General features: G+C 38.9%; 11 protein-coding genes. 7 read left to right on the top strand and 4 right to left on the bottom strand.

Features of this window, described 5'->3' with window-relative positions:
- Nucleotides 1-256 precede the first annotated feature (256 nt).
- Genes IGI66_RS17905 through IGI66_RS17895 form a run of 3 tightly spaced genes read left to right on the top strand, consistent with a single transcriptional unit; the run spans nucleotide 257 to nucleotide 4,408 of the window.
- A complete protein-coding gene (locus IGI66_RS17905; protein ID WP_438849823.1) occupies nucleotides 257-2,104 on the top strand; it encodes a beta-glucoside-specific PTS transporter subunit IIABC in 1,848 nt (615 codons plus the stop codon).
- Nucleotides 2,091-3,545, top strand: a complete 1,455-nt coding sequence (locus tag IGI66_RS17900) for a glycoside hydrolase family 1 protein (protein WP_438849822.1) — start codon at nucleotides 2,091-2,093, stop codon at nucleotides 3,543-3,545. Before IGI66_RS17905 ends, IGI66_RS17900 begins: the two co-directional genes overlap by 14 nt.
- A gap of 11 nt (nucleotides 3,546-3,556) precedes the next feature.
- Nucleotides 3,557-4,408 (top strand): PRD domain-containing protein, encoded by an 852-nt coding sequence (locus IGI66_RS17895; RefSeq protein ID WP_438849821.1) that lies wholly within the window; start codon nucleotides 3,557-3,559, stop codon nucleotides 4,406-4,408.
- Between the two features lie 682 nt (nucleotides 4,409-5,090).
- Here IGI66_RS17895 and IGI66_RS17890 read toward each other — a convergent pair.
- Entirely contained in the window at nucleotides 5,091-5,393 is a 303-nt protein-coding gene (locus IGI66_RS17890) for a putative quinol monooxygenase (protein WP_438849820.1), read from the bottom strand.
- A 359-nt stretch (nucleotides 5,394-5,752) separates the two neighbouring features.
- Here IGI66_RS17890 and IGI66_RS17885 point away from each other — a divergent pair, with 359 nt between their 5' ends.
- The 3 genes from IGI66_RS17885 to IGI66_RS17875 all read left to right on the top strand — a co-directional run bounded on the left by IGI66_RS17885 (nucleotide 5,753) and on the right by IGI66_RS17875 (nucleotide 10,320).
- Nucleotides 5,753-7,099 (top strand): MATE family efflux transporter, encoded by a 1,347-nt coding sequence (locus IGI66_RS17885; RefSeq protein WP_438849896.1) that lies wholly within the window; start codon nucleotides 5,753-5,755, stop codon nucleotides 7,097-7,099.
- 153 nt (nucleotides 7,100-7,252) lie between these two features.
- Nucleotides 7,253-7,477: a type II toxin-antitoxin system RelB family antitoxin gene (gene relB / locus IGI66_RS17880; protein WP_438849819.1), complete on the top strand. Its 225-nt coding sequence runs from the start codon at nucleotides 7,253-7,255 to the stop codon at nucleotides 7,475-7,477.
- An 830-nt stretch (nucleotides 7,478-8,307) separates the two neighbouring features.
- Nucleotides 8,308-10,320, top strand: a complete 2,013-nt coding sequence (locus tag IGI66_RS17875; protein ID WP_438849818.1) for a MucBP domain-containing protein — start codon at nucleotides 8,308-8,310, stop codon at nucleotides 10,318-10,320.
- A gap of 278 nt (nucleotides 10,321-10,598) precedes the next feature.
- On the opposite strand, the gene IGI66_RS17870 is transcribed toward IGI66_RS17875, so the two are convergent.
- Complete coding sequence (locus IGI66_RS17870) at nucleotides 10,599-11,642, bottom strand: 2-hydroxyacid dehydrogenase (protein ID WP_438849817.1); 1,044 nt, start codon at nucleotides 11,640-11,642, stop codon at nucleotides 10,599-10,601.
- An 88-nt stretch (nucleotides 11,643-11,730) separates the two neighbouring features.
- Between IGI66_RS17870 and IGI66_RS17865 the strand changes: the two genes are divergently transcribed.
- The gene (locus IGI66_RS17865; protein ID WP_438849815.1) at nucleotides 11,731-12,276 is read left to right on the top strand and encodes a glycerol-3-phosphate responsive antiterminator; all 546 of its coding nucleotides are present in this window, start codon (nucleotides 11,731-11,733) and stop codon (nucleotides 12,274-12,276) included.
- Nucleotide 12,277: 1 nt separating this feature from the next.
- Here IGI66_RS17865 and IGI66_RS17860 read toward each other — a convergent pair whose 3' ends face one another.
- Together IGI66_RS17860 and IGI66_RS17855 are read right to left on the bottom strand one after the other, a co-directional pair.
- Complete coding sequence (locus tag IGI66_RS17860; protein ID WP_438849814.1) at nucleotides 12,278-12,622, bottom strand: Lin0368 family putative glycerol transporter subunit; 345 nt, start codon at nucleotides 12,620-12,622, stop codon at nucleotides 12,278-12,280.
- The gene (locus IGI66_RS17855) at nucleotides 12,619-12,981 is read right to left on the bottom strand and encodes a Lin0368 family putative glycerol transporter subunit (RefSeq protein WP_438849813.1); all 363 of its coding nucleotides are present in this window, start codon (nucleotides 12,979-12,981) and stop codon (nucleotides 12,619-12,621) included. Before IGI66_RS17855 ends, IGI66_RS17860 begins: the two co-directional genes overlap by 4 nt.
- Nucleotides 12,982-13,232 lie beyond the last annotated feature (251 nt).

Genomic DNA, 13,232 nt, shown 5'->3' with positions numbered 1-13,232 from the left:
TTCAGTGAGCGGTCGCTCTTTACTTTTAGTTGGGACTATTTTTGGGGTTCTTTGTCCTATCGATCGGACCTTTAATCAGTAGTTAGTTGATAAATTAAAAATAAATGTTGACGCTTACTTAAAAACAGCCTATACTTGGGTTAACAAAATATCAGGCGTGTTACTACGTAATAGTAGGCATAACCGAATTGAATCATCCTCTTTAGGGGATGGTTTGATTCGGTTTTTTTGTTAGAAAAAATCGGAGGCGAAAGAAATGGAAGAAAAAACAGTAGCAAAAGAGGTCTTGAAAAATGTTGGTGGCGCAAAAAATGTTTCTCACTTGGAGCATTGCTCCACTCGGCTGCGCTTTACGTTGGTTGATGACAGCAAAGTAGACCAAGCTGCGATAAAAGCGATTCCTGGTGTGTTGGGGGTCACTCAGACAGCGCAAACACAAGTAATTATTGGTGGGGCTGTCGTCGAAGTGTACCGTGAAGTGGAAAAGCTTCTTTCAGGTGTTCAAGCAGACAAGAATCCTGGGCCGAAGAAAAAGCAAAATTGGAAAGCTGTTGTGTTAGATTTTGTCATTAGTATTTTTCAGCCGTTGATTCCTGCGATTGCCGGCGGGGGAATTTTGAAATCGCTATTAATGCTGTTGAACTTAGTAGGCGTATTGGATAAAACAACCTCTACGTATCAAATTCTGACGTTTGTCGGTGACGCTCCTTTGTACTTTTTACCGTTACTCGTGGCGATTACGACGGCTAATAAATTAAAGGTCAATAGCTTGGTGGCAGTATCTGCTGTCGGGGGCTTATTGATTCCGGGATTGACTGCTCTGATTACAGAGGGCACGAATCTGGCTGGCTTGCCGATTCAAAACATTAATTATGCGTACCAAGTGTTTCCAGCTATTTTATGTGTAATCAGCTACTCTTATTTAGAAAAATTCTTCACTAAGATCAGTCCGAAGGTGATTCGCAGCTTCTTCGTTCCTATGATGTCCTTATTGATCGTAGTGCCATTGACATTGCTAGTGCTTGGTCCGATCGGGTTTACCTTTGGTCAAGGCTTTGCGAGTGTGATCATGACGATCTTTGCACGGTTCGGCTGGATCGCTGTAGCGCTTTTAGCAGCCTTCTTACCATTCATGGTGGTAACAGGGATGCACAAAGCGATGATCCCTTATGTGATTACTTCATTAGGCGAGACTGGAAAAGAAATTATTTACAATGCTGCTTCATTGGCACACAATATCTCAGAGGCAGGCGCTTGTTTTGCTGTAACCATCCGTTCAAAAGACAAAGGCTTGAAGGCAACAGCCGTATCTGCGGGGATTTCAGCGCTGTTTGGAATTACGGAACCGGCACTGTACGGGGTGACGATCTTACACAAACGTGTTTTATACGGAGTGATGTTTGGGAGCTTGATCGGTGGTGCAACACTTGGGATTTTAGGTGTTGAAGCGTATGTGGCTGTCGGACCGGGGATTGCTAGTCTGTCTATGTTTATTTCAGAAACACTGCCAAACAACCTTATGTATGCAGTTATTGGTTTAGTTGTATCCTTCATTGCATCGTTCACAGCCGTCTTTGTTCTATGGAAAGAACCTGTAAATGAAGAAACAGAAGAGAACGCAACTAGCAATGAATTGGTATTCCATGCGCCTGTCGAAGGAAAAGTCATTCCATTATCAAAAGTGAACGATGATGTCTTCGCAAGCAAGATGCTGGGTGACGGTGTAGCGATCATCCCGACAAAAGGGGAATTGTACGCGCCGATCAATGGAACGATCAAGATGGTCTACAACACAAAACATGCGTTAGGGATGGAGACCGAGGACGGAACGGAAATCCTTTTCCATATCGGTTTAGATACGGTGAACTTGGATGGAAAGTATTTTGAAAGTTTTGTCAGAGAAGGTCAAGCGGTCACGCAAGGCGAATTGATGATTAAGTTCGACCTCGAAGAAATTAAAAAAGCCGGGTTTGATCCTACGACCATGATCGTGATCACTGAGCCAAAACATGTTGCACTCAACATTGCAGCAGAAGAACAAGTAATAACGAAGGAAGAAAAAATATTTATCATTGAAGGGACAGAAGAGAATGCCATTGCGTAAAGACTTTTTATGGGGCGGCGCCATTGCCGCGAATCAAGTAGAGGGTGCTTGGAATATAGACGATAAGGGAATGTCCGTGGCCGACGTAGCAACGTTCAAACCCCATGTGGATGTAAAAGATTACAAAGCGCATAACACGGTGACTAGCGAGATGATCGCTCAGGCACGAAATGATTCGGAAATCGAATGGTACCCGAAACGCAGAGGAATCGATTTTTATCATAAATACAAAGAAGATATCCAGTTATTTGCTGAAATGGGGTTTAAAGCACTGAGAATCTCCATCGCTTGGACGCGCTTGTTCCCTAACGGAGAAGAGGCGGAAGCTAATGAAGCTGGGATCGCGTTTTATAAAAATGTCTTTAAAGAATTAAAAAAATACGACATTGAGCCTATCGTTACATTGTCGCATTATGAAATGCCTTTGGCGTTGTCTGAGAAATACAACGGCTGGGTCGATCGCAAGCTGGTTGATCTTTTTGTCAACTATTCCGAGGTTTGCTTTAAAGAATTCGGGGAATACGTGAAGTATTGGCTGACTTTTAATGAGATCGACAGCGTAGGACGTCACCCGTTTACCACTGCCGGGATCGTTGAAGACAAGTGCATCGGCTATACGCTAGAGGAGGCGATCTATCAAGCGCTCCATCACCAATATGTAGCTGCCGCACGTGCGACAAAATTATGTCACGAGCTAATTTCAGGAAGTCAAATGGGCTGTATGCTGACGAAGCTGACGACCTATCCAAACACCTGTAAACCCGAGGATGTATTGCTTTCTTTAGAAAGTAATTTGAACAATTATTCTCATGCGGACATTCAACTTTTCGGAGAATACCCAACGTTATACAAGCAACAGCTAAAAAATAAAGGAATCACGATCCAAAAAGAGGCAGAAGATGATACACTGTTAAAACAATATACAGCCGATTATTTAGCGTTCAGCTATTATATGTCTCGGACAGAATCTTCTGATCCTACCTTGGAACAAACTTCAGGCAACACGATCATGGGTGTGAAGAATCCTTATCTTCCTTCAACGGAGTGGGGATGGCAGATTGATCCAGTCGGGCTGAAAATTTCTTTGCTAGAGCTTCAAGACAGGTATAATGTCCCATTGATCATTGTCGAAAACGGGATGGGAGCCAAGGACGAGGTCACATCTGACGGGAAAATCCATGATAGCTACCGAATCGATTATATGAAGCAGCATATCAAAGAAATAAGAGAGGCAGTCGACGCCGGAGTCGACCTGTTCGGCTATACAAGCTGGGCGCCGATTGATCTGATCAGCGTATCCACTTCGCAAATGAGCAAGCGTTACGGCTATATTTACGTTGACCAAGACGATCTTGGAAACGGAACGTTGGAACGGCGCAAGAAAGATTCTTTCTATTGGTATCAACAGGTGATTGAAAGCAATGGTCAAAATTTAGATTAGGAGAATGTGGGATGATTATCAGAAAAATACTAAATCCTAATACGATCTTAGCAGCAGATGAAGACCAGCAAGAGTACGTCTTTTTCGGTAAGGGAATCGGATATAGTCGTAAAATCGGACAAACGGTGGACGACGAGGACATCAATCGTGTATTTATCCCTGTGGACAATCGCCAGATTCAAGAGTATTTACGCTTGTTCGATTCAATTCCAGCTATCTACTTTGACATTACGCAGCAAATCATCAAAAAAGCTGAAGAATTGCTCGATACCAAACTCAACACAAGCCTGTTCTTTACCTTGAGTGACCACTTGAATTTTTCAATTGAGCGGCATAAGAATGGTTTGAATATTTTAAATCGTGTTTTCTGGGAAATCAAAAACTACTATCCAATGGAATTTTCAGTAGGGGAATACGCCTTAAAGCTTCTAAAAAAGGAATTGGGGCAAGTGCTTCCGCAAGAAGAAGCCGCAAATATCGCTTTCCACATCATTAACGCGCAAAATGTTGCTTCCTCTACCAGTAAAGGGATGGAGTACGCCAAGTTAGTCGGTGGTATTTCAGATATCGTCAAGTACGAACTCAAAATAGATTTCGATCGGGAAGACATCCATTATCAACGATTTATTACCCATTTGAAGTTTTTTGTGGAACGGTACTACGAAGGAAAAATGATCGAAGAAGATGATTCCGGTCTCTTCGAGCAAATCGCGCAACTGTATCCGAAGGCATTAACCGTCGCGTTCAACGTAAAGGACTATATCGAGATACTAAACGACGTTAAAGTCACAAAAGAAGAAGTTGCCTATTTGACGGTCCATATCAATCGACTGATGAGCAATAAAAAAATAAGTGATCGATAACCAACCGATACAAAGATAATTAAGATAAAGTGCACAGAAAGGAACCATTTTCTGTGCACTTTATTTATCGTATCGCCTGCTCTATTTTTAAATTGACGCCGTCATACAATAGTGTTGTGAAAGACAAAGGTAAGACATAATGGGCGATCATCTCAATCCAAGTCAGTGAAGAAGAAAAACGCTTTTTAGAAAGCATGGCTAAGTTCAAATAGATACTGTTGTCTTAAAACGATGGATTTTCCCCATAATCGGCAGAGGACAATTCCAATTTAGGATGGATACGATAATGTGGTACGACGAGAATAAATAAAGTTTGCTTTAAAAATATTCGATTTAGGTGAAAATATAAAGTTCGCTTTAATTATTCTTGATTTTCAAGAGGATATAAAGTTAAGTTTAAAAATCAAACAATGAGTGAATAGGAGGATGAACAATTGTTTAGCAGACCCGTTTACTTAGATCAACTGCTTAAATTCAATCGGTAAATACCTGCTGTGTGTGGGTATTTTTTGCTTTCTATCCCAAAAGCCCTCCTACTAGCATTAGGAGGACTTTTGGGTGTGGAAATGTTCATTCTATTTTCGCAAGTCAATTGTAGTATGGCAGCTTAACAAATTCCAAAAAGCGATTGGGCAAGGGGAGATTCATTGTTTTTACCTAAGTCTTTTCCTAACGTTCATTTTTATGAGTAACTACTTATCCAGTTGAAATCAAGCGATCCTTGCTGCTGGTGTTTAATGACATACTCTTGGGCATCATGTGCTTCAAGTGAGGCTTTGTCCACCCAAATTTCCCATAGGAAAATTTCCTTTTTTTCAAAATTACCGGGTGCAGGCGTAAACGCTATACAACCCGGTTCTTTTCTTGCTAATTTCGCTATATCCACTAATTCTTGATAGGCATTCTCGAAATCAGCACCTTCTTTTACGGTCAAACAGACGGTATTAAAAATGACGTTGTGTTGTAAACTTATTTCTTTAGTCATATCCTTCTTCCTCCTTGTATACGTTTAAGCTCTTCGGACAGTTATTCATGCTGTTGACAATAAATCTTAATAAGTATATTATAGATGCATTATGTCGTCAATTGCGAGGGAGCTTGCAATTGAAATTTATAAAAGCTATTAACGTGGGGCTTCAGGTCCTGTTATTTGCACAAAGAGCTTCTTCCTTAGCGAATAATTCTCATGAATGTTTGATTGACGAGATTCGTGAGAATGGGAAAAATCACATGTAGTTGTCTTTTTCAGCAAAATCAACTGACACGTTTTTATTAGTTTTTTTTATTTTAATTAGCGATATAATGACTCTATAATAGATATGAGGAGATGGATAGTTGAGTCAGATGAATCATTTAGAGAAACAATCTATACCTAGATTACTTGTAACTTATTCTTTACCAGCCATTTTAGGATTAGTCATCAATGCTGCTTATACGATGATAGATCGTGCATTTATTGGAAATTTACCCAATCATCATGGACCTCTTGCTCTTTCAGGAATAGGTGTTTCTATGCCGCTTACTACTTTTATTATTGCTATTTCGGCTTGTATAGCTACTGGATCTTTAGCGAATATCTCAACAGAATTAGGCAGAAAAGATTTTAAGAAAGCCCGCCAATTACTGGGAAATGCATTGAGTATATCTATCTTAACGGGTACTAGTTTAACCCTTGCTTTTTATCTTTTTAAAACGCCTATTTATCGTTTGTTGGGGGCTAATAACGAAATATTGAACTATACGGATCGTTTTTTATCTGTATTGATGATAGGAACAATCTTTTCAATTCTAGGTTTTGTTATTCCAATGCTCATTCGGGCAAATGGCAGTCCCTTTGTCTCAGCAATGATCATGATTAGCGGCGCTGTCGTCAATGTTGTCTTGGATTGGTTATTTATATTCAAATTGAATATGGGAATCGAAGGACCTGCGATTGCTACTGTGATTGCGCAAATAGTAGTTACTATTACCGGAGTTCTTTATCTTTTCCGACCACAGTCCGTTTTGAAGCCGCAAAAAGAAGATTATCGTATTCATAAAGACAATTTTTTAGCCATCTTCTCAATCGGTATGGTTCCTATGTTTAATCAACTTTCTGTCAGTGTTGCTCAAATTATTGCAAATTGGGCCTTACAAAATTACGGAGGCACTCTGTATATCGGTGCAATGGCCAGCATTACTTCAGTTGTGATGATTGCAACAATGGTCTTAAGCGGAATCGCTCAAGGTAGTATGCCGATTATCAGTTTTAATATTGGACGAAATAATCTAAAACGTGTACGTGAGACAATTAAATTGTCCCTGATCACTTGTTTTATATTTTTAACGGGCTGCACCCTGCTGATAGTTATTTTTTCTGACACCATCGTCTCTATATTCAGCAACGATAACCAGCTAATACAAATTGCCTCACATGGACTCAAGTTATACGGCGCGTTGATGCCATTAATGGCTGTTACTACATTGCTTCCCGGCTATTTGTCTTTAGTCGGCTATGCAAAAATCGCTGTTAATATAAATATTTTCAAGCAACTTATCATGTATGGATTCGCTATCTCTATTCTTCCTCTATTTTTAGGAAAAGATGGGATATGGATCGCACAGCCAGTTACTGAATTTACGACCTTGCTTGTTTCTATCTATTTTGCTAAACGCTATCTATTCCAAGCGATTCAAGAAGAAACATTATAAGAACGATTTTAAAAGAGTCTGGCAAACAAAATAAAAAATAGCTGTCACTAGGCAGCTATTTTTCCATTCTGAACCCATTTCCAAATTGACTCCCTCATCCATAGACCATACAATGAGGGTGTGAAAGACAGAAGTAAGACAAAAGGAGTGCTAATGATGGCGACCCTCTCGATCCGAGTCAGTGAAGAAGAAAAAAGCTTTTTAGCGCGCGCGGCTAAGTTCAAAGGGTCCTCCCTGTCTGATTTTGTTCGCAGCGAATCGCTGAGTGCGGCAGAGAATCTGATTGATTATCATACGTATCAAGGATTAACAGAAAAGCATACTGAAAAAGACGAAAGTATCTCGCATGAGGATATGCTGAAGGAACTTGGACAGTAGCGATGGGGCTGTACGGGTAGGTAGGAAAAAGAAGCGGGCATGAAGTGCGCCCCCTAAGTTAGATTTTTAGGTCTAACTTAGGGGGTGTTTTAGTGTCTTGAAGGGTCAAACTAAGTGTATAAGTCGAGACCCGCTTCCTAAAAATAAATGCCAAGAAGGGGAAGCTGATGATCAAGTTAAGGAGACACGCGCTGTTTTGGATTTGTTTAAGGGGTGGAAGTTTTTTGGTCGGAAGATCGACAGGGTAGAACTTATACAACTGTTTTACACTTTCAGCTAACAGACTGCCAAGGGAGCAATTCAAGGTATATACAAAAAAGCCGAAAAGAATGAACTCTTTTTGGCTTTTCGGTTTGTACATAGATTAAAAGCTGGTTAGGGATTCCAGCGCAATTTAGGTGAGAAACGAGAGGCTTGTCACTATCTTAAACTTTGCAACAAAACCTTCGACAGAATACAGCCTTACGGTTTATATTCTGTTAAAAATTCCTTTTTATATTAATCACTATTGTTAGGAAAGACATTTCGATTCTCTTAAAAAGTTTCTTCGAAGACCTGTCTATGATTAACACTTTCGGATATAACATTTATCATCAACTTTATTCTTCTTGAATCTTTCCTCCCAATGTTTTATCTGAGCAATAATTCATTTTTGATTGCATCGAATGCCCGATAGTTGAACCTCGAAAAATTCTAATTACGACAATTTTTTCTTATTTTCATTTTTTTTTGGCGGTTTGTCAAGAATTTATGGATGTATACTTAGTTAATATAGGTTTTGTTGTTACAGATAAATTATTGGGATGTCTATTATAGAAAGAGGGATAAAAATGAAAAAAAGTGTAAAGCTAGTTATTATGGTAATGCTTTTGCAAGGAGTGTATCCAATACAAAATGTTTTTGGAGCGACAACGAGTGAGGATTACAATACTCAAGCCGATTCGTCAATGAGTTCGAATAATGCGGATAACAATAAAATTGAATCTATAGATTCTTGGATGCCGGATAAATCGTTACAACAACGTATTATCACGACTATGGGTCTTACTAATAGTGACGAGTTAACAAAAGATAAAATTGGGGAATTAGATTCAATAAATTTAGATCCTTCGATAATAAATTTAGAAGGCTTACAATATGCAGAGAGTCTTCACTTGGTGACGTTTGAACCTTTGGGTAATTTAAACTATTTGTACAATTTAGATTATTCCCCCTTATACAATTTGAGATCCCTGTCTTCTCTCCAAGTGGACAACGAATCTAATCCTTTTAGTGAGCCAATTCATTTTGATAATATATTTAAACGATTTTTCGAAAATACTAAGTCTGAGTCAATTCGTTCCGGGGGAATCGAAATGGAGAGCACTGCTTCTCAACGTGTATTTTCAATTAGTCGCAATAATTATAAAGAATTTTCTATTCCATTAAGTGAATTTTTTGTTAAGCCGGAAGGATTTCCTCTTAACTCACCAGATCGATTATTAGCATTCGGGACTGAATATGAGAGTGATTCGATGTTCAATATAGAAGTGAATGGTATTCCTTTAAATTATAACGTTAAATTTAATTATGAAACGGAATCGTATGATTTTACATTGAAAAACGATGTTGATTACAACTTAATCAAAAACATGAATAGCGGCTATTCTAATTTTGATTCAATTGAGTATTCTGGAGAAGATTTTACTTCTAATTTAAATACTATCTATCATTTTGAATATATAGATTTTGAGTTAGAGAGTCTACTTTCCCTATCCTTTAAAGATTTGTCTACTGTCAAAGTGAAATATGTCGACACGGCGGGGACCCCAATCGCGGGTGTTTCAGAGGAAACGTTAACTGGGGACATTGGAGAAGCATACACAACGGAACAAAAAGTGATCGACGGGTACACATTCAAAGAAGTTCAAGGAAGTCCGACTGGCGTATTCAGCGACCAGCCGCAAACAGTCACCTATGTTTATTCTAAGAACCCCGTGAAGGGTGCCGATGTGAAAGTAAACTATGTCGATACGGCGGGTAATCAAATTGCGGATGTTTCGAATGAAACATTATCTGGGAATATCGGGGAAACATATACGACGGAACAAAAGGCGATCGAAGGGTACACGTTTAAAGAGGTTCAAGGAAATGCAAAGGGTGTCTTCACGTCAGAACCGCAAACAGTGACATATATCTATACGAAAAATCCAGTCATCCCGGTGGCCGGGGGCGACGTCACGGTGAAGTATCAAGATAAAGAGGGAACTAAGCTTGCACCCGACGCAACGAAGTCTGGGAATGTCGGAGAAACGTATACGACGGAACAACAAGCGATCGAAGGGTACACATTCAAAGAAATTCAAGGGAATGCAAAGGGTGCTTTCACGTCAGAACCGCAAACAGTCACGTACATTTATACGAAAAATACACCGGCACCTGTGAAACCGGATCAAGCTCAGAAGGTCACTGTGAACTACGTGGATGACTCTGGAAAAGCAGTGGCTGACGCCATTCTATTGTCAGGAAAAATCAATGAGGCTTACACGTCAGAAGCTAAAAAAATTGAGGGGTATACGTTGATAAAAACACCTGAAAATGAAAAAGGATTCTTCACGGATAAAGAACAAACCGTCACTTATGTGTACAAAAAGAATTCTGCAGCACCAACGAATAACCATGGAAACAGTCAGCAAAAGACGACAACCTTTTATACAGGGGTGTCTAGAGGTGGAGAGAACTACACGGGAAAGTCGTACCCAAAAACGGGTGATCAGGATAATGTGATCTATGCATTGGTGGGATTAATGATACTATTCTTGATTGGCGTATATGAATTCTTAAGAAGGAAGAAAAAGAGTTAAAGCAATTGAAGATGATCGTAACTATTCGTTTAGTTTTATGAACGGGTGTTAGTATCAAATTATAGACAACTTTACGTAAAGATAGAAATGGAATAGTTATACTAAAATGTGTTCAAGTTTGTGTCTCAAATCTAGTAGAAAAGGCGATTCGCGTTTATATAGAAAAACGTAGAGAATTCGCTATTAAAAAAAAGAAAAATGGTACGTTTCTAGAGTGAAGTAGAAACGTACCATTTGTTTGGTTAAAGTAAAAAAAATGTTTATCTATTTATGTCATATTAAAGTGGATATACATTGGGCATCGGTTGATTTTGTATATATGCTTTTAAGTTTTCGAATCCAATTTCAGCAGAATTGCGCATGGTATCGGCAGAAGTTCCGGCAATATGTGAAGTTAAGGTGACGTTATCTAAGTTCAAAAGAGGACTGTCTGCTGAAAGTGGTTCATCATCGAAAACGTCGATTGCGGCACCGCCAATTGCTTTGTTTTGTAGGCTATCAATCAAATCAGCGGTATTGATTAGGCCAGAACGTGCAGTGTTGATTAAATAAGCTGTTTCTTTCATTTGTTTTAATTCTTCAGCGCTAATGTAATGAGTTGTTTCTTTAGTCAAGCGAAGGTGGAGGCTAATATAATCAGATTGTGCGAGAAGATCTGTTTTGGTAACCAGCGTTGCACCGGCTTTACTGACATCTTCAGCTTTAGCAAAAGGATCGGTAACTAATATTTTGCAGCCAAATCCACGCAAACGTTCTACAACGCGTTGACCAATATAACCAAATCCGCAAATTCCAACAGTCCGTGTTCGCAAATCGTGGATATATGCTTGATTGGTATAATTTTTTCTCCAGTTTCCTTCAAGAATGGCATGGTAGCTACGGGCGATGTTTTTATTTTCAGCAATCATCATTCCAACAGTAAAGTCAGCAACTGCATGCGCACTACGCCAAGGTGCATGGATCAATGGAATCTGTTTTTCTTTTAAAAGCGCCAGATCTGCATTTTCTACTCCGCCCCTTAAAACAGCTACTAGTTTCAAATTTTTGGCCTTTTCTAAAACATCCTTGTTGATTGAAGCAACATGAACGACGATAATATCTTTGTCCTCACAAGCACTGAGTAGTGCATCACAGTTAGGTGCTTTGTCAATTCCTTCTTGCTCAAGTAAAAGCATCCGATTAGTAATGGGTCCCATGCTGTTCATATCTTTGTCCTCAATCATGGTGACTTCAGCGCCTAATTTCTCTAGTTCATAAAATTTTTGCATTAATTCAGGGGTGACGCCGCCATCTGCAACAAGTAAAATTTTCGTCTTTTTCATTGGTAATCATCCTTTGCTATTTGGTTTCTTGATTTTAAGATAAAATTCGTTATAATTAGAAAGCGATATCAAAGAAGGAGAATGATCGATGCATACAAACATCTCTATGATTTCTATTACGAATATTAAATCTTTAAAAAAAGCATTAACGATTCGTTCCGTAAACGTCATTCTTTTGGCAAACTGTCATATCGGTAATTTAGATATGTTGGTTAATCAATGTCATAAGAATGGGAAACAAGTTGCTGTAAATTTAGAGTTAATAGGTGGATTCACTGCTGACCAAATAGGGATTAAGTTACTAAAGGACAAGTTTGATATTGACTATGTTATCAGTAACTCTGCAAGTAAATTAAAATGGGCCCAAAAGGCAGGCTTGGTTACCATCCAACTATTAACATTAATCGATTCTCGCTCAATTGATAGTGCGAAGAAAATTATCGCTTCCTCTCCTGCATGGATCTTTGAAATTCGTCCGGCAAGTTATGCCATGCAATTTATCAAAGAATTTAAAGAGATTCGTCAGGATGCTGACTTCCTGATTGGTGGCTTTGTTTGTAGCAATGAAATATTGAAAGATGCACTTAGATCTGGCTTTACTGGTGCCACTTCAAGTGATCTAACCATCTGGTGAATTACTGAAAGAGAAGGAATAGAATACAGCCACTGAAAATTCCTGCTAATACCGCAGAGGCAATAGTAGGAAGACTTTTTTTTAGGCTTTGCCTGTGCATCAGAGTGGTGATAAACACACCAATTGCAACTGCGTTTGCTTGATCAATCCAGATACCGCCACTTTGATAAATAAATGGAACTGCTGCACCATGATTTAGACTCCAAGAAAGCATCACAATCAGTATGATAGCTGCAAGTCCACCGAAAGCTTTCCATTCGTCTACCATTTTCCCCCACATTAAGCGAACAAGTAATGGAAAAATAAAAGCGCCAACTGTTGTTGTAATAGCTTGAGCGATTGTCATTTTTTTGCCTCCTTTTGATCATATTTTTCGATAAAATAAGCAGTCACTCCAGCTAATGTACCACCTAGTAAAACGAAAAATAATGTCGGTAAAGACAAAACGAGTTCATGAGTGCCCTTAAGTAAAAAGTCACGAACAATTCCGGCAATCCCTATAGCCATCGCCATGTCGACAAATGCGGCATTTTCGTGGTTGTGGATTAGATCCCAATAATGGTTTAAGTACCATAGAGACGTAATAATGATCGTACCACCGATGAAAGAAAAGAAAATTCCATATTCACCGAATGTCGACCATACAGAACTCATGACAAAAATTCCAGCAAAAGCAAAGCCAATAAAACTTTTCACATTTTTCATTATAGACCTCCCAAAACATTGAGTTATATTCGTCTGCATTGATTAAAAAAACTGAATGTTTGGGCAATGCTGCAATGATTCAAAACTGAACAAAAGGTAGATTCAATAAAAAAATCAGCTAAGCATCCCCTTTATATTAAAGAGGTGCTTAGCTGATTCTATTCTCTATCAACTAAAAAATATTTTGTTTTATTGAATCTGCTATGATTCTAGCAATAAGTAAATGAGAACGCAAGTAAAAAAATAAATAA

This window comes from Enterococcus sp. AZ048 (genome assembly GCF_051715125.1).
Classification (GTDB): domain Bacteria; phylum Bacillota; class Bacilli; order Lactobacillales; family Enterococcaceae; genus Enterococcus_A; species Enterococcus_A gilvus.
Note: the sequence above shows the minus strand (reverse complement) of the source record. Positions and strands in the feature narration are given on the sequence as shown.

Bases quoted from the DNA above. Each gene is read 5' to 3' on its own strand.
- IGI66_RS17885 (WP_438849896.1), top strand. From the start codon at position 5,753: ATGAATCATTTAGAGAAACAATCTATACCTAGATTACTTGTAACTTAT.
- IGI66_RS17855 (WP_438849813.1), bottom strand. From the start codon at position 12,981: ATGAAAAATGTGAAAAGTTTTATTGGCTTTGCTTTTGCTGGAATTTTT.
- IGI66_RS17890 (WP_438849820.1), bottom strand. From the start codon at position 5,393: ATGACTAAAGAAATAAGTTTACAACACAACGTCATTTTTAATACCGTC.
- IGI66_RS17905 (WP_438849823.1), top strand. From the start codon at position 257: ATGGAAGAAAAAACAGTAGCAAAAGAGGTCTTGAAAAATGTTGGTGGC.
- IGI66_RS17865 (WP_438849815.1), top strand. From the start codon at position 11,731: ATGCATACAAACATCTCTATGATTTCTATTACGAATATTAAATCTTTA.
- IGI66_RS17900 (WP_438849822.1), top strand. From the start codon at position 2,091: ATGCCATTGCGTAAAGACTTTTTATGGGGCGGCGCCATTGCCGCGAAT.
- IGI66_RS17860 (WP_438849814.1), bottom strand. From the start codon at position 12,622: ATGACAATCGCTCAAGCTATTACAACAACAGTTGGCGCTTTTATTTTT.
- relB (WP_438849819.1), top strand. From the start codon at position 7,253: ATGATGGCGACCCTCTCGATCCGAGTCAGTGAAGAAGAAAAAAGCTTT.
- IGI66_RS17870 (WP_438849817.1), bottom strand. From the start codon at position 11,642: ATGAAAAAGACGAAAATTTTACTTGTTGCAGATGGCGGCGTCACCCCT.
- IGI66_RS17895 (WP_438849821.1), top strand. From the start codon at position 3,557: ATGATTATCAGAAAAATACTAAATCCTAATACGATCTTAGCAGCAGAT.
- IGI66_RS17875 (WP_438849818.1), top strand. From the start codon at position 8,308: ATGAAAAAAAGTGTAAAGCTAGTTATTATGGTAATGCTTTTGCAAGGA.